Here is an 18,820-nt window from a genome sequence, read left to right on the forward strand (position 1 = left end):
GATAGGACGAGAGGAATGGCCTAAAGGACTTGTCGCGTCGTCGTGCCGCACATAGGCTATCCAGGTCGCCCACGTCTTTGGAATCCTCTACATGCCACGCCGTCCAACGCCACCCCAACGGCCCGCCATACGGGAACACTGCCAATCGGATCCTGCCCCGGAGCTGCCGCCTCCCTATCTACCCAGCGTCGATCAGCGGGACGAAAACGCCTGGCTCAAGCGGCTCGAAGCGATAAGCCGGGCCAGCAAGGCGGATCCATCCCGCCTGCTCACCCCTGGCGAGGTTCTGGCCGCGCTCGCCGCGGAGCGCGCCAGACGACCTTCAGGCCGCTGACATGTTCCGCGTCGTGTTCACGCCGGACGCGCTCCGCGACATCGTCAACATGCAACGGTATTTCAGCCCGGCCGGAACTTCCGCAAGAGCGGACGGCTATGTCGACGGCGTGATCCAAGCCTGCCTGGATTTGGCCCATTTTCCAAGACGCGGAGCGCGGCGCCATGCCGCCAACCCCAATCTTCGCTTCCTCCATCATCAGAAGCGATGCACCATCGCCTACTCCGTGAACGATGACGGGTCCGTGACCATTATGGGCGTGTTCTATGGCGGCCGCGACTATAGCCACCTGCTCCACGAACCTGCCAGGCCATACCGCCTGAGAACCCACCGGAAACTTGCGGCAATCCCGCCGCCGGGCTTAGGATGGAGTCACGGCCAGACCGTGCGCCGGCGCCAGGCGTCGGGCGCGGGCTCTAGCCGGCGCTTGAACCTTGCCAGCGATTCGGGAGCACATCGTGAAGAAAGTTGCTGAGATTCTGAGGGAAAAGGCCAACCCGCCCGTCGTGACCGTCTCGCCGGACTCGTCCGTGTACGACGCCATCAAGACCATGGCCGAGCGCAGTATCGGCGCCGTGGTGGTGGCGGACGGCGACGAGGTGCTGGGCATGCTCACCGAGCGCGACTACGCCCGCAAGATCGTGCTGCAGGATCGCTCGTCGCGCACCACCAAGGTCCGCGAGATCATGACCGATTCGGTCTTCTACGTGCGTCCGGAAGACACGCGCGAACACTGCATGGCGCTGATGACCGAGCGCCACTTCCGCCACCTCCCCGTCATCCAGGACAAGAAACTGGTCGGCCTGGTGTCCATCGGCGACCTGGTCAAGGACGTCATGAGCGAACAGAAGTTCATCATCACCGAACTCGAGCGCTACATCTCGGGCGAACACGGCTGAGCGCCCGCGGCAGCGGCGGAGGATCCCTCGCGGCTAACCCGCCGCGAGGAGCCGCGACGCCGGCACCACCAGGCCCAGCCCGGCCGCCAGCAGCAGCACGAACACCATCCGCTTGACAGTCTTCATCGACCCGGCGGTGGCATAGCGGCGCGCCACCCACGTCACCCCGATCACCACGGGCAGCGCCTGCAGGCTCAGCCAGAACGAGCTCGCCATGAAGGCGCCCTGGCCCGTCACGAGCGCCAGGCGCACCACGGCATTCAGCGAAAACAGCACCAACAGGCTGTTGCGGATGGAAGCCAGCGGCAGCGGCTGACGGTACAGGTGATAGACCATGGGGGGACCGGCGCTCGAAAACAAGCCGCCCAGCACGCCCGAAACCCCGCCGAAGAACAGGAAGGACGCGCGCGACGACAGGCGCGCCAGGGGCTGGGTACGCGCCACCAGCAACACGGCGCAGGCCATGATGGTGACCCCCAGCAGCAATTGCAGCAACACCGCCATGGCGCCGCTGATCCAGGCGAGTGCGGTCACGCCGACGGCCACGCCGGCAAGGCTGCTGACCAGCGCCGGCGCCATCAACGGCCAGTTGACCTGCGGCTTGGCGCGGGCCAGCGTCACGGCGGCGTTCACCAGCGACAGGACGCTGACCACATTGGCCACCTCCGGCACGGACGCCAGTTGGAACACGCCCGACAGGCCCAGCAGCACCAGTCCGAAGGCGAAGCCGGTCATGGTCTGGGCGTAGGTTGCCAGCGCCACGCAGGCGAGAAACAACAGGTGTTGGAGAATGCTCATGCTGGGGGAGAGCCTGACCTGCCTCGGCTCGGCCCCGCCGCGAAGTCTCGCGGGCCTGGAGCGGAACGACTGGGGGAAACGGCGTATCAAGAGAGGCGTTCGACGGCGGCGATCATAGCACCGGGCTCGGGAGGGGTCGGGGCTTTCGTCTACATTTTGTAATAATCAGATGCGCTCATGCACCCCGGCGCCCGCGCCCGGCCGCTATCCTTGCCGCCCAGTATGCCCGCCGCGCCCGGCCAGGCAGCGCCATCCCGGCGCCCCACCCGAAAGCGGCACCGTCCCCTCGCATGACGCCCAAACAGACCACGATCAACACGGTGACGCTGACCTGCTCGACCTGCGGCAGCGCGCAGTTCACCAAGCTGGACACCAACGAGTACCAGTGCGGCCATTGCCACGCCGTCACGCTGGTCGAGGACAACGTCGCCCAGCGCCTGGAGAAGATTCTGCGCGGCATGCAGCAGCCGGCTCCCGCCGCCAAGCTGCAGCCGGGCGCGGTCGTCGCAATCGTCCTGGTGGTGCTTGCCGCCATCCTGGTGCCGATCACCGCCTCGCTGTTCACGAGTGGCTCCTCGACGCGCTCGCCTTCGCGCCCCGCGCCTCCTCCCATCGACGCGGCATTGGTCAAGCTGACCGACGTGCAGGAAGTGCGTTCGCGCGGCCGCAGCCAACTGGTGATGCTGATGCGCAACGAGACCGGCAAGAAGATCGATGCGCCGCGGGTCACCGCCACCTTCTACCAGGGCGAACTGACACTGTCGTCCAGCTCGGGCTCGCCGATGGCTCGCACGCTGCTGCCGGGCGAATACACGCCGGTGACGATTTCGCTGCCCGACACCGCCTACAGCCGCTACGTCCTGAAGCCGGCCACGCCGTCGCTGGCGCACAGCGCCGCCCGCGACGTGGCCGCGGACAAGGTGCAACTGGTGCGCAACGACGGCGCCTACCGGCTGGTCGGCCTGCTGCGCAACAAGGGCGCGGTCGCTGCCAGCAGCACGCAGGTCACGGTGATGCTGTACGGCGAGGATGGCAAGCTGATCGGCACGGGCAACGGTTACGGCTCGGCCAGTCCGCTCGCCCCCGGCGCTCTGACCTCGTTCGACGTGCGCTGCGACATGCTGGCCGAAGGCAAGGTCGGATCCTACGATTACATGGTGCAAAGTGAAGGCTGACCGTTCTCCCGCGCGGCCCATGTCGCGGCCCGCCCGGGCCGGCCTGGTGCTGATCATCCTCGCCGCCGGCGGTTATGCCCTGGCCAAATACAACGGCCTGCTGCCCTGGGACGCGCCCAAATCCGCCCAGGCCGCGCCGGCGCCTGCCGCCTCGGAGCCGGTTCCCGCAGGCCCCGCCAGCCGCATCGTGCGTGTCAGCCCCGCCAACCCGCGCATCATTGACGACGTGCGATTGACCACGGCCGAACTGCTCGATCCTGACTTCGCCCTCTTTGATCCGGCGGCGCTGACCTTGTCGCCGCCGCGCCGCCTGCTCGACGAGATCGAACGCCCGCTGCTGCTGGCCGAGGTGGTCAACCGCAGCGACAAGTACGTAGCGTTGTCGCCGGGTATGGAGATCTCGGTGTTCGACGGATCGCGCCCCCTGCGTCTGCGCCAGGAATGGTCGCTGCCGGCCATGCTCTATCCCGGCGAGCGCATTCCGGTACTGTTGAACGGCGAGAATTTCGAGCGCTATTCCGAGGTCAAGACCCACTGGAAGCCGGCCAAGCGCGCGGCCCTGCCTGGCTCGCGCCCGGCGCTGGACATCAGCGTCGAGAACACCGAGGCCGGCATCGGCACCGGCACCCTGAACTTCACCTATCGCTATCGCTACAAGTACGTCACGGTGCATGGCCGGGTGCGCAACAACGACAGCGCCGAAATCGACAACGTCAAGGTCTGGGTCAGCCTCTACGACGCCCAGGACAAGCTGACCGGCGCGCGCTATTCGGAGCTGCGCCTGCCCAAGCTCAAGCCGGGTGAAAGCGCCCCGTTCCAGTTGGACGTCAAGCAGTACGGCGCCAACTTCGCCCGGGTGGGCGTGGTGTACGACGCCAAGGCCAACTGATCGCGCGCCCGGCGGTCCGCCGCCAGAGCCTTCTCATTTATCAGCGCAGGCTTGCTTCACCCAAGCGCGAGCGCGGATGCGGGGCTGGCAGCCCCGCCCGCGACTGCCCTGCCGCAGTCTCGCACCGGCGTGCCGAGACCTGAATCGACCCCGTTTTTACCCCTGATGGACCGCCCCGCTCCACATCGCCCCTCGCCCGGCGTGGCCCGCAGGCAACGGCTATCAACCCAAGTCTTATATAAGATATAAGACATTTGCTTGCGCCCCCCTCTTCCCTCTACAATTCCGGCGACAACCCTTCTTCCAACCCGACTTTGAGCAGGCCTCACATGCTGGATACTTACCGCCAACACGTTGCCGAACGCGCGGCCCTGGGGATTCCCCCGCTGCCCCTGACGGCAAAACAAACCGCTGAACTGATCGAACTGCTGAAGAACCCGCTCGCGGGCGAAGAGCAGAACCTGGTCGATCTGCTGACCCACCGTGTTCCGGCCGGCGTGGACGATGCCGCCAAGGTCAAGGCCTCGTATCTGGCCGCCGTGGCCCTGGGCACCGAAGCTTGTGCCCTGATCAGCCGCGCCAAGGCGACCGAACTGCTCGGCACCATGCTGGGCGGCTACAACATTGGCCCGCTGGTCCAACTGCTCGACGACAAGGAAATCGGCACCATCGCCGCCGACGCCCTGAAAAAGACCCTGCTGATGTTCGACGCCTTCCACGACGTGAAGGAAAAGGCCGACAAGGGCAACGCCAACGCCAAGGCCGTGATGCAGAGCTGGGCCGACGCCGAATGGTTCACCAGCCGCCCGGAACTGCCCGAAAGCCTGACCATCACGGTCTTCAAGGTGCCCGGCGAAACCAACACCGACGACCTGTCGCCGGCCCCGGACGCCACCACCCGCCCCGACATCCCGATGCACGCCCTGGCGATGCTCAAGAACAAGCGCGACGGCGCCGCCTTCCAACCGGAAGAAGACGGCAAGCGCGGTCCCGTGAAGTTCATCGAGTCGCTCAAGGAAAAGGGTCACTTGGTCGCCTACGTCGGCGACGTGGTCGGCACCGGCTCCTCGCGCAAGTCGGCCACCAACTCGGTGCTGTGGTTCACCGGCGAAGACATCCCCTTCGTCCCGAACAAGCGTTTCGGCGGCGTGTGCCTGGGCAACAAGATTGCCCCGATCTTCTACAACACCATGGAAGACGCCGGCGCCCTGCCGATCGAACTCGACGTTTCCAAGATGGAAATGGGCGACGTGGTCGAACTGCGCCCCTATGAAGGCAAGGCCATCAAGAATGGCGAAGTCATCGCCGAATTCGAAGTGAAGTCCGACGTGCTGTTCGACGAAGTGCGCGCCGGCGGCCGCATTCCGCTGATCATCGGCCGCGGCCTGACCGCCAAGGCGCGCGAAGCGCTGGGCCTGGCGCCGTCGACGCTGTTCCGCCTGCCCAAGGACCCGGCCGACACCGGCAAGGGCTTCTCGCTGGCCCAGAAGATGGTCGGCCGCGCCTGCGGCCTGCCGGAAGGCCGCGGCATCCGCCCGGGCACCTACTGCGAACCGAAGATGACCTCGGTCGGCAGCCAGGACACCACCGGCCCCATGACCCGCGACGAACTCAAGGACCTGGCCTGCCTGGGCTTCTCGGCCGACCTGGTGATGCAGTCGTTCTGCCACACCGCGGCCTACCCCAAGCCCGTGGACGTCAAGACGCACCACACGCTGCCCGAGTTCATCAGCACCCGCGGCGGCGTCTCGCTGCGTCCGGGCGACGGCGTGATCCACTCGTGGCTGAACCGCATGCTGCTGCCCGACACCGTCGGCACCGGCGGCGACTCGCACACCCGCTTCCCCATCGGCATCTCGTTCCCGGCCGGCTCGGGCCTGGTCGCCTTCGCCGCCGCCACCGGCGTGATGCCGCTGGACATGCCGGAATCGGTGCTGGTCCGCTTCAAGGGCAAGCTGCAGCCCGGCGTCACCCTGCGTGACCTGGTCAACGCGATCCCGCTGTACGCCATCAAGCAGGGCCTGCTGACGGTCGCCAAGCAAGGCAAGAAGAACATCTTCTCCGGCCGCATCCTCGAAATCGAAGGCCTGCCCGACCTGAAGGTCGAACAAGCCTTCGAACTGTCGGACGCCTCGGCCGAACGTTCGGCCGCCGGCTGCTCGGTGCGCCTGAACAAAGAACCGATCATCGAGTACATCAACAGCAACATTGTGATGCTCAAGTGGATGATCGCCAACGGCTACGAAGACGAGCGCACGCTGGGCCGCCGCATCAAGGCAATGGAAGCCTGGCTGGCCAATCCTCAACTGCTGGAGCCGGACGCCGACGCCGAGTACGCCGCCGTCATTGAAATCGACCTGGCCGACGTGCACGAGCCCATCGTGGCCTGCCCGAACGACCCGGACGACGTCAAGACGCTGTCGGAAGTCGCCGGCGCCAAGATCGACGAAGTGTTCATCGGTAGCTGCATGACCAACATCGGTCACTTCCGCGCCGCATCCAAGCTGCTCGAAGGCAAGCGCGACATCCCCGTCAAGCTGTGGGTGGCCCCGCCCACCAAGATGGATGCCACGCAACTGACCGAGGAAGGCCACTACGGCGTGTTCGGCACCGCCGGCGCCCGCACCGAAATGCCGGGCTGCTCGCTGTGCATGGGCAACCAGGCCCAGGTCCGCGAAGGCGCGACGGTGATGTCCACCAGCACCCGCAACTTCCCGAACCGCCTGGGCAAGAACACCAACGTGTACCTGGGTTCGGCCGAACTGGCCGCGATCTGCTCGAAACTCGGCCGCATCCCGACCAAGGACGAGTACATGGCCGACATGGGCGTCATCAACAAGAGCGGCGACCAGATCTACCAGTACCTGAACTTCGACAAGATCGCCGACTACAAGGACGTGGCGGACGTGATCGAGGTGTAAACCTCGCCACGTAGGCTCGCCTGCGACACGGCCCCGGAGCGATCCGGGGCCGTTTTCATTTGTGGCGCCATGGCGGCAAGCCGCCAGCGCGCCCGGGCGTGACCGGCGCGACGCCGGGGAAAAATCGGGGGCGGAACTTTTCCATCGATACGTTTTCATACAATCACTGCAAATCGTGACATGCAAAACGTAACCGCCGCCCGCCGGCACCAGGAGAAGACCGCCCATGACACGGCTCTTGCTGCCGCTGCCGCTGCTGGCCGCGCTTGCCGGCTGCGCCACCGCCCCGCCCTCGAACCCGGAAAACATCTGCGCCATTTTCCGCGAAAAGCCGGACTGGCACGATGCCGCGCTCAAGGTGCAAAAAAAATGGGGCGCCCCGGTGCCAGTGCCGATGGCGATGATGTACCAGGAGTCCAGCTTCAAGCAGGACGCGGTGCCGCCGCGCTATTACTTCCTGGGCATCATCCCGTGGGGCCGCGTCAGCTCCGCCTACGGCTACGCGCAGGCCAAGGACGAGACCTGGGCCGACTACAAGAAGGACGCCGGCGGCTGGGGCTCCAGCCGCGACAACTTCGCCGACGCACTGGATTTCATGGGCTGGTACATGAACAAGACCCAGCGCCTGAACGGCATCTCCAAGTCCGACGCCTACGGCCAGTACCTGAACTACCACGAGGGCTGGACCGGCTACCGCAACCGCAGCTATGACCGCAAGGCGTGGCTCAAGACGGTGTCAAAGAAGGTGCAGGCGCGCGCCGACAAATTCGCCAGCCAGTACAAGAGCTGCGAAAAGGACCTGACCCGCGGCGGCTGGTTCTTCTGAACCGGTGTCCCGGAAGCGGCCCCGGCGGGATCGACGCGCGGCCCGCCCCCGTCTCAGCCCTGCGCGCCCAGCCGGTAGACGACCGTGTCGAGCCGGCTCACGCCGCGCTCCGCGAACTTGGGCTCCTTGGACAGGATATCGCGCCGGTCGATGATGACCGCCGGCGAGACGCCGCTGAACAACGTCCGCATCTCGGCATCCACCACCGCGAACGGCGGTCCGTCCATCTCTTCCTGCGGATAGTCCAGCGTGATCAGCAGACCACGATAGCGGGGCGACAGTTGCCCGTAGACGTGGCGCACGTACTCGCCGCGCATCTGCGCCGGCAGGGCGACCAGGGCCGCGCGGTCATACGCGCCGACGCAGTGCGACAGCAGCGGCGCGTCCAGCTTGAAGATGTCGCCGCAGATGATCTCGATGTTGCCGGCCACGTAGTGCCTGCCATAAACGCTTTCCTGGATCACCGGCTTGAGCTCGTTCTCGACGAAGAACTGCTCGACCGCCAGTTGCGACAGTTCCACGCCCAGCACCTGGAAGCCTTGCGCCGCCAGCCAGACCATGTCGAGGGATTTGCCGCACAGCGGCACCAGCACCTTGCCGCCCGCGGGCACCGAGAGTGTCGGCCAGTATTTCTGCAGCAGCGGCGTCACTCGTGTTTGATGAAAATGCGTGCGCCCGTCGCGCCAGCGTTCCAACCAGAATTCCGCGTCCATGTTTGTTCTTGTCCTCCGGAAAATAGCAAATCGCGTGATTCGCGGGGAAGCCGCGCGCCGGTGCGCGGCCTGCTGATCACGCCTTCCGATACTACTCGTGCGCTGCCGGACCAACGTTGCGAACAAGCGCCCGAAAGGCGTGCATACCGGCGTCGGGCTGTGTCAACGCCACCGCCTGACTCGGCTGGGTCCATTGTAGTGATGCGACCGCCATGGGCCCCGGGCGGCGCGGCATACCCGAGGCGTCGACGACTGCCTCTCAGGGTTTATCCCAGCGCGCAGGCTGCATCCAACCCCCACCCCGTCCCGTATCTGCTAGCGACGGCCAACCAAAAAGGAGATCGTCATGAAATTGCTAGCTTCGATTGCCATCGCCAGCTCCGCCTTGACCCTGGCGCCCACCTATGCGGCCGACGTGATGGTCGGGGGCCAACCGATGATGCCCGCCAAGACCATCGTCGCAAACGCGGTCAACTCCGCCGACCACACCACCCTGGTGGCCGCGGTCAAGGCCGCCGGCCTGGTGGACACGCTGCAGGGCAAGGGTCCGTTCACGGTGTTCGCCCCCACCAATGCCGCCTTCGCCAAGCTGCCGGCGGGCACGGTCGACACCCTGGTCAAGCCCGAGAACAAGGCCACCCTGACCAAGATCCTGACGTACCACGTCGTGCCGGGCAAGCTGGACTTCGATGCGCTGGCGGCCAAGGCCAGGAAAGGCGGGGTCACCGAGCTGGCCACCGCCAGCGGCGGCAAATTGTGGGTGATGATGAATGGCAAGCACAACCTCATCGTCAAGGACGAGAAAGGCGGCGTCGCCAACATCAGCACCTACGACGTCTACCAGTCCAATGGCGTGATCCACGTGATCGACAGCGTGCTGATGCCCAAGTAGTTCCAGCCGCTGCGCGTGCCGCCCGTGCACCTGGAGGCCTGGAACGGCCCGGCGCCGGCGAGCTCTTTCCATCTAAGGGCCGCCGGCGCGGTTTCGGGATATCGTAGGGGCTCCAGCCCCTGCGTCCCCCCTCATGACCGCAACGCTATCCCGCCTTGTTCGAGTGATGTTCGGCTTGCGCGCCCCCACTGCCGGCGCCGCGCCCGGTCAGCGCCAACACGCAGGGCTCTCCGGCACCCTGTCCCGCGGCCTGCTTGCCGTTCTGCTGCTGACGGGCCCCGCCGCAAGCGCGCAAGCGCAGGCGCCGCTGGAGTTCGACAACGCCTACAAGGCCGAGTTGGCCACTGAAAGCGCGGCCCTGCGCGCCCGCATCCAGCAATGGCCGGCCCCGCTGCGGGAGATGAACCAGCAGATATCCGCCGCGCTGCGCGCCAACGATCCGGCGCAGGCGCAGCTCATCGCCGAGGCCCTGTCGCAACGCGATCCCGGCAATGCCGACGTCAAGAACTTCCTGGGCAAGCTGCAATCCGTCAACGGCCAGCCGGCGGCGGCCGCCAAGCTGTTCGACGAAGCGATCGCGCTGAATCCGGACAATCCCTGGTTCTATGTGAACAAGGCCGGCATCCAGGCCGAACAGCGGGACCTGCCCAATGCGCTGGCCACGGCGCGCGCCCTGACCCAGCGCTATCCGCAATGGAGCATCGGCTGGAACCTGGAAGCCGCCCTGCTGGACGGCCTGGAGCGCCCCCAGGAGGCCCTCAAGGCCTATGAACGGGCGGCGGCGGCAACGCCGCCCAGCGCCCAGATCCTGACCAACCACGGCATGCTGCTGCGTCGGCTCGGGCGCCAGGCCGAGGCCCGCGCCAGCTACGAGGCGGCACTGCGACTGCAGCCGGGCTACTCCCGAGCGCAGGCCGAACTGGCATCGTTACCGCGATAGCGGCGTTCTTTCCTATGCTTGTCGCCCGGCTCTGCCCCGACAAGGAAATCCACCAGAGGAGCCACCCCCATGCCCCGCATGCCGTCCGAACCGATTCTGCCGCCCGACATGCAAGCGCCTCTCGCATCGCCGCCCCGGCGGGCGCTGGCGCTGGGCCTGACGGCCCTGGCCTGCGCGCCGCTGCGCCTTGCGGCGGCCGCCAACGCCACGGCGCCGACGGACCGGAACGCCATCATCCGCCAGGTCTTCCAGACGGACCTGGCGGGCATTCGCTATGGCAAGGACCACGCCAAATTGATGGGCGGGCTGGGAGTGATCTGGATTCCGGTGGAGTCCGGCGCGCCGGGCATCGAGTTCGAACATCCGCTGGGCGGCAGGGACACCGTTGCGGCGGCGATGACGTTGCTGGGCACGTCAGACAGGCCGCTGGCGACGCGACGACTGGCCGAGACATGCCGGTTGGTGCCGACCTACGTGCGCGACATCGCACGCCTGGCGCCCGGCCGCTACGCCCTGCCGGCGCCGCGGCGCGAGGCGTTCGATTTTCCCGACAGCGGGGTGGATGCGCAGGGGTTTTTCCAGCTTCGCCCCGAACACCTGACCCTGCTGCGCGCGGCGAACTGGCGCGAGGCCGGCAAGGGCGAGTTGGAAGCCGTGCTGCGCGAAGGCGACGCCTTCTGGCCGATGCCCTTCATCGACGGCAAGCGCCCGTATGGCGACAGCAGCCACTACCAGATCGACATGGCGCAACTGCTAGGCAAACCCTATCCAGTGGGCGCCAATGGCCGTGCCATCACCGATCCCGCCACGGATTCCCGCCTGGAAAAACTGCACTGGCAGACGGCGGCGGCGTTGCAGGTCGTGCTGGCGCACGCCAAGACCTGAACCGCGCGCCGAAGCGGGCGCGCTAAGGACGCGCGAAGAAATGGCGGATGTCGTCGGCCACCGGCACCGCCGCCAGCACCATCAGGAACAGCGCCAGCGGCACGGTCGAACCGAAGCCGTAGTGGAAAAAGGAATAGGCGCCCGTCACGCCGCCGGCGAAAAACAGCGTGACCATCGTGCTCAGCACGATCAGCTTGCCGCGGTCTGCCCGCACCGGGGCCGCGCCGGCCCTGTCTTCGTGCGCCAGGTTCCAGTAGAACAGCTTGCCCAGTTCGATGCCGATGTCGGTGACCATGCCGGTCACGTGGGTCGTGCGGATCTCGGACTTGGACACCTTGGTGATCATCGCGTTCTGCAGGCCCATGATGTAGCACAGCAGCATCACGGTGCCGGGCACGTAGAACCAGCGCAGGTTCTCGAGGTTCGCCCCCAGCAGGCCGAAGGCCAGCAGCAATACCGCCTCGACCATCAGCGGCAGGGCGAACTCGCTGGCCAGGTGCGTGCGCCGGCCGAAATTGATCAGCGAGGCCGAGGTGGCCGCCCCCGCCACGAACGACAGCAAAGCGGCCAGCCCCTGCACCACCACGGCCAGGCCGCCCAGCACCATGTGGTCGGCGATCATCGAGACAATGCCCGACATGTGCGAGGTGTACTGCTGCACGGCCAGGAAACCGCCCGCGTTGACGGCCCCCGCGATGAAAGTCAGGAAATACGCCAGCCGCCGGTTGGCCTGCGGCGTGCGGCTGACCGCGGTGAGCTGGCGCAGGAAGGGAATGGTCATGGCGGCGCGCTAGTGCACGGCGAAATAGAAGCCGTCCATGGAGCCGCCCGAGCCGCAGTTGGGCGTGGAGTCACCGCTTTTGCCGCCCGGCGGCCGCGCCTCCTGGGCGACCAGGCCCGCGCCCTTGCGGCGCAGCACCAGCGTCCAGCCGGGCGCGTCCTTTTCTTGGACCACCAGGGTAGCGCCGCGCGCCTCGGCCTTGCCCGACATATCGCACAGCCAGCGGGCGTTGTAGGGCTCCGCCGCCAAGGCCAGCGTTGGATCGCCGCAAATGGCTTTCTCGGCGCCGCTCTTGGCGCGGGCGCTATCGAAAGAGGGCCGGGCCGCCGCAGAGGCGGCGCCCACGCCTGCAACCAGCATGACGACCGCCAGGCCGGCGGCGCGCGCATAGCGCTTCATAGCGGGAACTCCCGGAAAAAGGGCAGCGCGGCCGGCGAACGGGCCGCGCCCGGTTCCTGGATTCTACCCGCCTCATCGCCCTGGCCGGCGGGGTTTGCCGCCACCGCCGTCCATTCCCGGTCCAAGTCCCTGCCCGCTCACGCGGCGTCGGACTCGCTCAACTGCTTGCGGCGAAACTCGCCCTGGCGCGTGAACATCCAGCCCGGGTACTCGGGCGGCAGGGCGCTGACCTGGTCCAACGCCGCCAGCTCTTCGGCCGTCAGGCGGATATCCGTGGCCGCCAGGTTGTCGTCAAGCTGATCGACGCGCTTGGCGCCGATGATGACGCTGGTGACCGCCTTCTGGTGCAGCAGCCAGGCCAATGCCACCTGCGCCACAGAGACGCCGCGCGCGTCGGCCACCTGGCGCAAGGCGTCAATGCTGTCGAAGGCGCGCTCGCGGTTGACCGGCGGAAAGTCGAATTGGGCGCGACGATCACCCGCGGCGGCCTGGCCATCGCGGCTGTACTTGCCGCTGAGCAGGCCGCCCGCCAGCGGGCTCCACACCATCAGGCCTACGCCCTCGCTTTGCAGCATGGGCACGAGCTCGCGCTCCAGGTCGCGCCCGGCGATGGTGTAGTAGGCCTGCAGCGATTCGAAGCGGGCCAGTCCCAGCCGCTCGGCGATGCCCAGCGCCTTCATGATCTGCCAGGCCGCCCAATTGGACACGCCGACGTAGCGCACGTGGCCATGCTGCACCAGGTTGTCGAGCGCGCGAACGGTTTCCTCGATCGGCGTGGCCGGATCGAAGCCGTGGATCTGGTAGAGGTCGATATGGTCCAGTTGCAGGCGCGCCAGGCTCTTCTTGACGCCCTCCATGATGTGGACCCGCGAATTGCCCCGGGCGTTGACGCCGGCGCCGGTCTGGCCGAACACCTTGGTGGCGATGACGACGTCGTCGCGCGCCACCTTGAGGTCGCGCAGCGCCTGGCCGGTGATGACCTCGGAACGGCCCTCCGAATACACGTCCGCCGTGTCGATGAAGTTGACGCCCGCTTCAAGCGCGCGTCCCACCAGGCGGTTGGCGTCTTCCTGCTGCAAGGCGCCGATCTTGCTCCACAGCTCGCCTTCGCCACCGAAGGTCATTGTGCCCAGGCACAGTTCCGAGACGAACAGGCCGGTGCTACCGAATTTCTTGTACCGCATCATTGCACTCCTTCCTGGGCGCGGCGCGGCGGCCGTCCCGGGATGGACGGCGCCGGCATGGCCGGGGTGAAAACAGTATGCGTCGCCAGCGCCGGGGGATGGATGCTCGATCCTGCCCTTTCTTTGCCCGATTCTCTGGCCATCGCACCCGACAGCGGGAGACGCGCCCGATCCTCCGCATTTTTTGCCTATTTCTCCGCCCCCCCCTCCGGCATGCCCCCGAACGTGTGCTGACTGGGTCTACACTGGACATCGCCTGATTCTCCAGCGGCCCGCGCCACGCGCGCGCAAGGCCGCCTTGCCCGGAGCCCGTCCATGCCTCCCGCCGACCACACCCCCAACCCCGTCTTCGAGCCCGCACGGCACGAACTGCTGTGCCTGCTGGAACGCATGACCGGCACGCAGGAAGGATCCATCGACACCCCCGTCGAGGGCCTGTACCTGCATCGCCTGTCACAGCCGACCGGCCCCAAGCCCGGCCTGCAGAAGGCCGCGCTGGCGGTCATCGCCCAAGGCTCCAAGCGGCTGCTGATCGGCGAGGAGACCTACGAGTACGATCCCTTCCACTACCTGATCTCGTCGGTCGACCTGCCGGTGGTGGCCAAGGTGTCCGTGGCCAGCCCGACCCTGCCCTACCTGGGCCTGCGGCTGGACCTGAACCCGGAGGAGATCACCGAGCTGATCAGCGACGAGAACCTGCCGCCGTTGGTGCCGGCCGAATCTTCGCGCGCGCTGTGCATCAACCCGCTGGGCGGCACGCTGCTGGACGTGATGCTGCGCCTGCTGCGGCTGCTGGACACGCCGCGCGATATCCCGATCCTGGCGCCCATGATCAAGCGTGAGCTGCTGTACCGCCTGCTGATGAACGGCCAGGGCGTGGTGCTGCGCCAGACCGTGCTGCAGGACAGCCAGCTCAACCGCGTCGCCAAGGCCATCCGCATCCTGCGCGACAACTACGCCCAGCCGCTGCGGGTCGAGGAAATCGCCCGCGACGTCCACATGAGCGTATCGTCGCTGCACCATCACTTCAAACAGGCCACGGCCATGAGCCCGCTGCAATACCAGAAGCACCTGCGGTTGCAGGAGGCGCGGCGGCTGATGCTGACCGACGATGCAGGCGTGGCGCTGGCGGCCCATGCCGTGGGCTACGAAAGCTCGTCGCAGTTCAGCCGCGAATACAGCCGCCTGTTCGGCACCCCGCCCCTGCGCGACAAGCGACGCTGGAAGGACGAGGCGCTGGCAACTGCCTGATCCTCCGACGCGCGGCCGCCGCCATTGCGGCGCCAGTTCGCCCTGCATCCAAATCCATCTCTCGCGTGTAGTACCTGCAACGGCGCGCATTCCGTGTGTCGTTGCAGACAGATCCCCTCTACCCGCAGGAGACCGCTCATGAATACTCGCCTCCCCCTCCGCCGCCCTGGCGCCGGCCTGTTCGCCACCGCCATGCTGGCCGCGTGCGGCACGCTTGGCGCCTTCCAGGCCATGGCGTACTCGCAAGACGCGCTGCCCGCCGACGTCCGCGTGCCCGGCGGCCACAAAGTGGCCTGGGAAACCGTAGGCAAGGGTGAAATCACCTACGAGTGCCGCGCCAAGGCCGACGCGAAAGACCAGGCTGAATGGGTCTTCGCCGGTCCCAAGGCCGTCCTGAACGACCGCCAGGGCAAGCAGGTCGGCACGTACTACGGGCCTCCCGCCACCTGGGAAGCGGCGGACGGCTCCAAGCTGACCGGCACCCAGGTCGCCGTGGCGCCGGCCGGGGCGGGCAACCTGCCCTATCAATTGGTCAAGGCCAATCCCGCCATGGGCGCGGGCGCCTTGACGGGCGTGGCCTATATCCAGCGCACGGCGCTCAAGGGCGGCGTGGCGCCACAGACGCCGTGCACGACCGCGACCCTGGGCCAGCGCAGCCAGGTCGCCTACCAGGCCGACTACATTTTCTGGAAGGCGGACTGACACGGCGGGGCTTGGCGGGCGGGCGGACTCCGGTAATATGCTGTCACCCGCCCGGGCCCGGCCCGGGTCCGCACCCACCGTCGCCAGGCCCGCGCACATGCCGCAACGCCCCGCCCCGGATTTCGATTACGAAGCGGCTCTCAAGGAGTGCGCGGCGGGCCGCCGCGCGGCGCTCGAGGCGCTGTATCGGCAAGAAGGGCCACGCCTGCTGGGGGTGGCCCAGCGCATCCTGCGCGACCGCGCCCGCGCCGAAGACATCGTGCACGACGCCTTCGTCAATATCTGGAAGCAGGCCGGCGGCTTCGACGCCACGCGGGGCTCGGCGCGCGGCTGGCTCTACCGCATCGCCCGCAACCTCGCCCTGAACGCCGTGCGCGACAGCCGCCACGAAACCGGCATGGACGAAGACACCGCCGCGGCCCTGGATATCCGTGACTCGATGCAGGCCTGGCACGACACCCGCGACGCTTTCGAATGGCGTGACAGCGCCGGCCGCATCGGCCCGTGCCTCGAACAACTGGAGCCGGTGCGTCGCAACTGCCTGCTGCACGCTTACGTCGAGGGCCTGTCGCAAAGCGAGATCGCGCAACGTATCGGCGCCCCCCTGGGCACCGTCAAAGCCTGGATCAAGCGCAGCCTCAAAGCGCTGAAGGAATGTCTGGCATGAGCGCGCTGCCGACGACCCCGGAAGGCCTGGACGAACTGGCCGGCGAATACGTGCTGGGCATCTTGCCCGGCGCCCGCCGGCGCGAAGTCGAGGCCCGCCTGGAGCACGACGCCGCGCTGCGCGCCGCCGTCGACCGCTGGGAAGCGCGACTGCTGCCGCTGGCCGATCTGGCCACCCCGATCGACCCGTCGCCCGGCCTCTGGCCGCGCATCGCGGCCACGCTGGACGCGGGCCAGGCCGCGCCCGCGCCCAAGCCCCGGCAAACGCGCGCCACGCTCTGGGATAGCCTGCCGTTCTGGCGCGGCGCAGCCGCTTGCGGCCTGGCCGCGGCGCTGACCCTGGCGGTCGCCCTGTCGCTGCGTCCGGTGTCGACGCCCGCGGCCACGCAATACATGGTGGTGCTGGTGGCGCCGCAGTCGCAGGCGCCCGGTTGGGTGATACAGGCCCAGGCAGGAAGCCACGACGTGCAGCTCGTCCCGATTGCCGCGGTACAGGTGCCGCCGGACCGCGCCCTGGAATTCTGGACCAAGGCCGACGGCTGGTCCGCTCCGGTGTCCCTGGGCCTGGTCAAGCCCGGCGAACCGGTGCGCATCCCGCTGGATGCCTTGCCGCCGCTGGAGCCCAATCAGTTGTTCGAACTGACGCTGGAGCCCGCCACCGGGTCTCCCATCGGCAGGCCTACCGGACCGATCCAGTTCATCGGCCGCGCGGTCAAGATGATGTAGCGCCGGACGGCCTACTTCTTGCGGAAGGGGTAGGCCTGCTGCGCCAGGAACGTGCCGGGCATGTCGTTATCGAGAATGCCGTAGTTTTCCGGCAGGCGCTTGCCCGTGCCGCGCACCGCCGTGCCGAACAGGTAGTCGATGAACGACAGGTGCGCAGCATAGTTCTTGTCGATCGCCTCGGTGTCGGACGAGTGATGCCAGTGGTGGAAGTCCGGCGTCACGATGATATAGCGCAGCCAGCCCCACGGCAGCTTGACGTTGGAATGGATCAGCACCGCCTGGAAGCCGACGATGATGATGTAGGCATCCAGCACCGGCTTGGAAAAGCCCAGCGCGAACAGCACGCCCAGCACCGCCACCCGCGTGATCAGCAGTTCGACGATGTGCAGGCGCGAACCGGCCAGCCAGTCGAGCGTGCGGGTGCTGTGGTGCACCGCGTGGATGCGCCACAGGAAGGGCACCTCGTGATACGCCCGATGCGCGGCGTACTGCACCAGGTCCGCCACCAGCACCGCCACGAACAACTCCACCAGGTAAGGCAGCGACTGGATCGCCTGCTGCAGCGGTTCGTACGCGGCCCACGAGAACAAGCGGTGCACGAAGAAGTTGATGCACAGCAGCACCGCGCCCACCGACAGGTGGTTGAAGAGGAAGTGCTTCATGTCCACCTGCCATTCGCCGCGGAACACCGGCTGGCCCGGGTATAGCGGAAACAGCTTTTCGAAGATGATGAAAACGGTGCTGGAGGCCAGCAGGTCGAGGATGAACCAGTCCAGCCCCAGGTAGGGATGATGGCCGGTGTTGGACGTCGTCACCACCACCTGGCTGCCGCCGGCGGCGACCGCGCCGCACACCAGCACGAACGCGGCGATGTTGAGCCAGCGCTGGCGGCCGAACACGATGTTGGTCAGGGCGATGGTGCCGGACGCCAGCAAGGCGGCGAACAGCAACGTGCGCATCGCGTCGACGGTGTAGAAAGTACGCAGTTCGGGCGTCGTCAGATACGCCGGAAAGTGAAATGCCAGTACGCCGAGCACCGACAGGATCGCGAGGAATAGCGCAATCACGCCGGTGATCATTCCGGTGCCCGGATGAATACGGCCCTCCTGCTGGAACAACGCCAGGACTCGGCGATAGATGGGCGCGCGCTGATTCATGTCACTTTTATGGCAGACCACGGGGAAGCGAGTGTATCCCCGGCCCAAAAGGGTCCATGTAAATAAACGTGAAAAGATAAGACCAAGCAACTCCCCCGCGGCGCTCCTCTTGACGCGCCTTTTGCGTGGCATCAAGTCCGCCCTGCGGCGCGGCACCTGGCGGGTTGACTTTGGCAGGCCATTGGGCTGTCATGGAACCGACAGCTCATTTACGGGCCGGCCCGCCGGCCCCGCGCAGCCCCCCTTCAACCGGATCACGCAAGAGGCCGTCATGTTCCCTGAGTACCGCCAACTGATTACCCGCCTGAAAGCCGAAAACGGACATTTCTCCGCCCTGTTCCAGCGTCACAACGACCTGGACCAGGAAATCAAGAATATGGAGGCGGGCATCGTGCCGGCCTCGGACACCAGCGTCGAAGTCCTGAAAAAGGAAAAACTGCTGCTCAAGGACAAGCTGTACAGCCTGCTGCGCGCGGCGGACCAGAACGCCGGCTAGGCGGGTTTCACGCACTCGCCTGACAACAGGCGCCCTCTCCGGGGCGCCTTTTTGTTGCCCGCTTTCCGCACAGGCGCCTATCTTTCGGTCCGAGTTTCGATCACCAGTCCGCGGAAGTCTCCTTTTCAACGCACTTGCTGACAATAAGCTGAATAAATAAAATCCCGGGATACGGTCGCCTGCCGA

At 66.8% G+C, this 18,820-nt stretch carries 20 protein-coding genes; 14 read left to right on the forward strand and 6 right to left on the reverse strand.

Annotation, left to right across the window (positions count from 1 at the left end; genetic code table 11):
• Nucleotides 1-335: 335 nt before the first annotated feature.
• Entirely contained in the window at nt 336-809 is a 474-nt protein-coding gene (locus AAID08_RS21540; RefSeq protein ID WP_081273415.1) for a type II toxin-antitoxin system RelE/ParE family toxin, read from the forward strand.
• On the forward strand, nt 793-1,233 hold the full coding sequence (locus AAID08_RS21545; RefSeq protein ID WP_054418651.1) for a CBS domain-containing protein: 441 nt from the start codon (nt 793-795) through the stop codon (nt 1,231-1,233). The genes AAID08_RS21540 and AAID08_RS21545 overlap by 17 nt, the downstream gene beginning before the upstream one ends.
• A 33-nt stretch (nt 1,234-1,266) precedes the next feature.
• On the opposite strand, the gene AAID08_RS21550 is transcribed toward AAID08_RS21545, so the two are convergent.
• Complete coding sequence (locus tag AAID08_RS21550) at nt 1,267-2,031, reverse strand: TSUP family transporter (protein WP_054501153.1); 765 nt, start codon at nt 2,029-2,031, stop codon at nt 1,267-1,269.
• 290 nt (nt 2,032-2,321) lie between these two features.
• Between AAID08_RS21550 and AAID08_RS21555 the strand changes: the two genes are divergently transcribed.
• From AAID08_RS21555 to AAID08_RS21570, 4 genes are all read left to right on the forward strand, one after another.
• Complete coding sequence (locus AAID08_RS21555; RefSeq protein WP_175167557.1) at nt 2,322-3,206, forward strand: FxLYD domain-containing protein; 885 nt, start codon at nt 2,322-2,324, stop codon at nt 3,204-3,206.
• Nucleotides 3,207-3,225: 19 nt separating this feature from the next.
• Nucleotides 3,226-4,095, forward strand: a complete 870-nt coding sequence (locus AAID08_RS21560) for an FxLYD domain-containing protein (RefSeq protein ID WP_240806427.1) — start codon at nt 3,226-3,228, stop codon at nt 4,093-4,095.
• 329 nt (nt 4,096-4,424) lie between these two features.
• Nucleotides 4,425-7,016 (forward strand): bifunctional aconitate hydratase 2/2-methylisocitrate dehydratase, encoded by a 2,592-nt coding sequence (acnB, locus tag AAID08_RS21565; RefSeq protein ID WP_395756891.1) that lies wholly within the window; start codon nt 4,425-4,427, stop codon nt 7,014-7,016.
• A 226-nt stretch (nt 7,017-7,242) separates the two neighbouring features.
• The gene (locus AAID08_RS21570) at nt 7,243-7,842 is read left to right on the forward strand and encodes a hypothetical protein (RefSeq protein ID WP_054501150.1); all 600 of its coding nucleotides are present in this window, start codon (nt 7,243-7,245) and stop codon (nt 7,840-7,842) included.
• Between the two features lie 53 nt (nt 7,843-7,895).
• On the opposite strand, the gene AAID08_RS21575 is transcribed toward AAID08_RS21570, so the two are convergent.
• Nucleotides 7,896-8,555, reverse strand: a complete 660-nt coding sequence (locus AAID08_RS21575) for a thiopurine S-methyltransferase (protein ID WP_116792820.1) — start codon at nt 8,553-8,555, stop codon at nt 7,896-7,898.
• Nucleotides 8,556-8,901: 346 nt separating this feature from the next.
• On the opposite strand from AAID08_RS21575, the gene AAID08_RS21580 reads away from it, so the two are divergent.
• The 3 genes from AAID08_RS21580 to AAID08_RS21590 all read left to right on the forward strand — a co-directional run bounded on the left by AAID08_RS21580 (nt 8,902) and on the right by AAID08_RS21590 (nt 11,272).
• Complete coding sequence (locus tag AAID08_RS21580) at nt 8,902-9,447, forward strand: fasciclin domain-containing protein (protein WP_054501148.1); 546 nt, start codon at nt 8,902-8,904, stop codon at nt 9,445-9,447.
• 175 nt (nt 9,448-9,622) lie between these two features.
• Nucleotides 9,623-10,387: a tetratricopeptide repeat protein gene (locus tag AAID08_RS21585; RefSeq protein WP_254607559.1), complete on the forward strand. Its 765-nt coding sequence runs from the start codon at nt 9,623-9,625 to the stop codon at nt 10,385-10,387.
• Nucleotides 10,388-10,456: 69 nt separating this feature from the next.
• Nucleotides 10,457-11,272 (forward strand): hypothetical protein, encoded by an 816-nt coding sequence (locus tag AAID08_RS21590; RefSeq protein ID WP_144655291.1) that lies wholly within the window; start codon nt 10,457-10,459, stop codon nt 11,270-11,272.
• A gap of 22 nt (nt 11,273-11,294) precedes the next feature.
• On the opposite strand, the gene AAID08_RS21595 is transcribed toward AAID08_RS21590, so the two are convergent.
• The 3 genes from AAID08_RS21595 to AAID08_RS21605 form a co-directional block, all read right to left on the reverse strand.
• Complete coding sequence (locus tag AAID08_RS21595; protein WP_054501147.1) at nt 11,295-12,053, reverse strand: YoaK family protein; 759 nt, start codon at nt 12,051-12,053, stop codon at nt 11,295-11,297.
• A gap of 9 nt (nt 12,054-12,062) precedes the next feature.
• A complete protein-coding gene (locus AAID08_RS21600) occupies nt 12,063-12,452 on the reverse strand; it encodes a hypothetical protein (protein ID WP_175142506.1) in 390 nt (129 codons plus the stop codon).
• A 137-nt stretch (nt 12,453-12,589) separates the two neighbouring features.
• Entirely contained in the window at nt 12,590-13,636 is a 1,047-nt protein-coding gene (locus AAID08_RS21605; RefSeq protein WP_054501243.1) for an aldo/keto reductase, read from the reverse strand.
• Between the two features lie 315 nt (nt 13,637-13,951).
• Here AAID08_RS21605 and AAID08_RS21610 point away from each other — a divergent pair, with 315 nt between their 5' ends.
• The 4 genes from AAID08_RS21610 to AAID08_RS21625 all read left to right on the forward strand — a co-directional run bounded on the left by AAID08_RS21610 (nt 13,952) and on the right by AAID08_RS21625 (nt 16,981).
• The gene (locus AAID08_RS21610; RefSeq protein WP_064524084.1) at nt 13,952-14,887 is read left to right on the forward strand and encodes an AraC family transcriptional regulator; all 936 of its coding nucleotides are present in this window, start codon (nt 13,952-13,954) and stop codon (nt 14,885-14,887) included.
• A 138-nt stretch (nt 14,888-15,025) separates the two neighbouring features.
• Nucleotides 15,026-15,589: a DUF3455 domain-containing protein gene (locus tag AAID08_RS21615; RefSeq protein WP_064524082.1), complete on the forward strand. Its 564-nt coding sequence runs from the start codon at nt 15,026-15,028 to the stop codon at nt 15,587-15,589.
• 97 nt (nt 15,590-15,686) lie between these two features.
• Nucleotides 15,687-16,256 (forward strand): sigma-70 family RNA polymerase sigma factor, encoded by a 570-nt coding sequence (locus tag AAID08_RS21620; protein ID WP_054501143.1) that lies wholly within the window; start codon nt 15,687-15,689, stop codon nt 16,254-16,256.
• Nucleotides 16,253-16,981: an anti-sigma factor domain-containing protein gene (locus tag AAID08_RS21625; protein ID WP_155755494.1), complete on the forward strand. Its 729-nt coding sequence runs from the start codon at nt 16,253-16,255 to the stop codon at nt 16,979-16,981. The genes AAID08_RS21620 and AAID08_RS21625 overlap by 4 nt, the downstream gene beginning before the upstream one ends.
• 11 nt (nt 16,982-16,992) lie before the next feature.
• Here AAID08_RS21625 and AAID08_RS21630 read toward each other — a convergent pair whose 3' ends face one another.
• The gene (locus tag AAID08_RS21630) at nt 16,993-18,138 is read right to left on the reverse strand and encodes a sterol desaturase family protein (protein WP_054501141.1); all 1,146 of its coding nucleotides are present in this window, start codon (nt 18,136-18,138) and stop codon (nt 16,993-16,995) included.
• A 271-nt stretch (nt 18,139-18,409) separates the two neighbouring features.
• Here AAID08_RS21630 and AAID08_RS21635 point away from each other — a divergent pair, with 271 nt between their 5' ends.
• A complete protein-coding gene (locus tag AAID08_RS21635; RefSeq protein ID WP_049075356.1) occupies nt 18,410-18,634 on the forward strand; it encodes a YdcH family protein in 225 nt (74 codons plus the stop codon).
• Nucleotides 18,635-18,820 lie beyond the last annotated feature (186 nt).

The sequence above is a fragment of the Achromobacter sp. EB05 genome (assembly GCF_044232075.1).
Taxonomy (GTDB): Bacteria; Pseudomonadota; Gammaproteobacteria; order Burkholderiales; family Burkholderiaceae_B; genus Achromobacter; species Achromobacter dolens.

What these genes read in the sequence shown, in the direction of transcription:
- AAID08_RS21575 (WP_116792820.1), bottom strand. Translation starts at nt 8,555, where the DNA reads ATGGACGCGGAATTCTGGTTGGAACGCTGGCGCGACGGGCGCACGCAT.
- AAID08_RS21625 (WP_155755494.1), top strand. Translation starts at nt 16,253, where the DNA reads ATGAGCGCGCTGCCGACGACCCCGGAAGGCCTGGACGAACTGGCCGGC.
- AAID08_RS21540 (WP_081273415.1), top strand. Translation starts at nt 336, where the DNA reads ATGTTCCGCGTCGTGTTCACGCCGGACGCGCTCCGCGACATCGTCAAC.
- AAID08_RS21605 (WP_054501243.1), bottom strand. Translation starts at nt 13,636, where the DNA reads ATGCGGTACAAGAAATTCGGTAGCACCGGCCTGTTCGTCTCGGAACTG.
- AAID08_RS21610 (WP_064524084.1), top strand. Translation starts at nt 13,952, where the DNA reads ATGCCTCCCGCCGACCACACCCCCAACCCCGTCTTCGAGCCCGCACGG.
- AAID08_RS21550 (WP_054501153.1), bottom strand. Translation starts at nt 2,031, where the DNA reads ATGAGCATTCTCCAACACCTGTTGTTTCTCGCCTGCGTGGCGCTGGCA.
- AAID08_RS21600 (WP_175142506.1), bottom strand. Translation starts at nt 12,452, where the DNA reads ATGAAGCGCTATGCGCGCGCCGCCGGCCTGGCGGTCGTCATGCTGGTT.
- AAID08_RS21590 (WP_144655291.1), top strand. Translation starts at nt 10,457, where the DNA reads ATGCCCCGCATGCCGTCCGAACCGATTCTGCCGCCCGACATGCAAGCG.
- AAID08_RS21570 (WP_054501150.1), top strand. Translation starts at nt 7,243, where the DNA reads ATGACACGGCTCTTGCTGCCGCTGCCGCTGCTGGCCGCGCTTGCCGGC.
- AAID08_RS21555 (WP_175167557.1), top strand. Translation starts at nt 2,322, where the DNA reads ATGACGCCCAAACAGACCACGATCAACACGGTGACGCTGACCTGCTCG.
- AAID08_RS21595 (WP_054501147.1), bottom strand. Translation starts at nt 12,053, where the DNA reads ATGACCATTCCCTTCCTGCGCCAGCTCACCGCGGTCAGCCGCACGCCG.
- AAID08_RS21615 (WP_064524082.1), top strand. Translation starts at nt 15,026, where the DNA reads ATGAATACTCGCCTCCCCCTCCGCCGCCCTGGCGCCGGCCTGTTCGCC.
- AAID08_RS21580 (WP_054501148.1), top strand. Translation starts at nt 8,902, where the DNA reads ATGAAATTGCTAGCTTCGATTGCCATCGCCAGCTCCGCCTTGACCCTG.
- AAID08_RS21560 (WP_240806427.1), top strand. Translation starts at nt 3,226, where the DNA reads ATGTCGCGGCCCGCCCGGGCCGGCCTGGTGCTGATCATCCTCGCCGCC.
- acnB (WP_395756891.1), top strand. Translation starts at nt 4,425, where the DNA reads ATGCTGGATACTTACCGCCAACACGTTGCCGAACGCGCGGCCCTGGGG.
- AAID08_RS21635 (WP_049075356.1), top strand. Translation starts at nt 18,410, where the DNA reads ATGTTCCCTGAGTACCGCCAACTGATTACCCGCCTGAAAGCCGAAAAC.
- AAID08_RS21620 (WP_054501143.1), top strand. Translation starts at nt 15,687, where the DNA reads ATGCCGCAACGCCCCGCCCCGGATTTCGATTACGAAGCGGCTCTCAAG.
- AAID08_RS21630 (WP_054501141.1), bottom strand. Translation starts at nt 18,138, where the DNA reads ATGAATCAGCGCGCGCCCATCTATCGCCGAGTCCTGGCGTTGTTCCAG.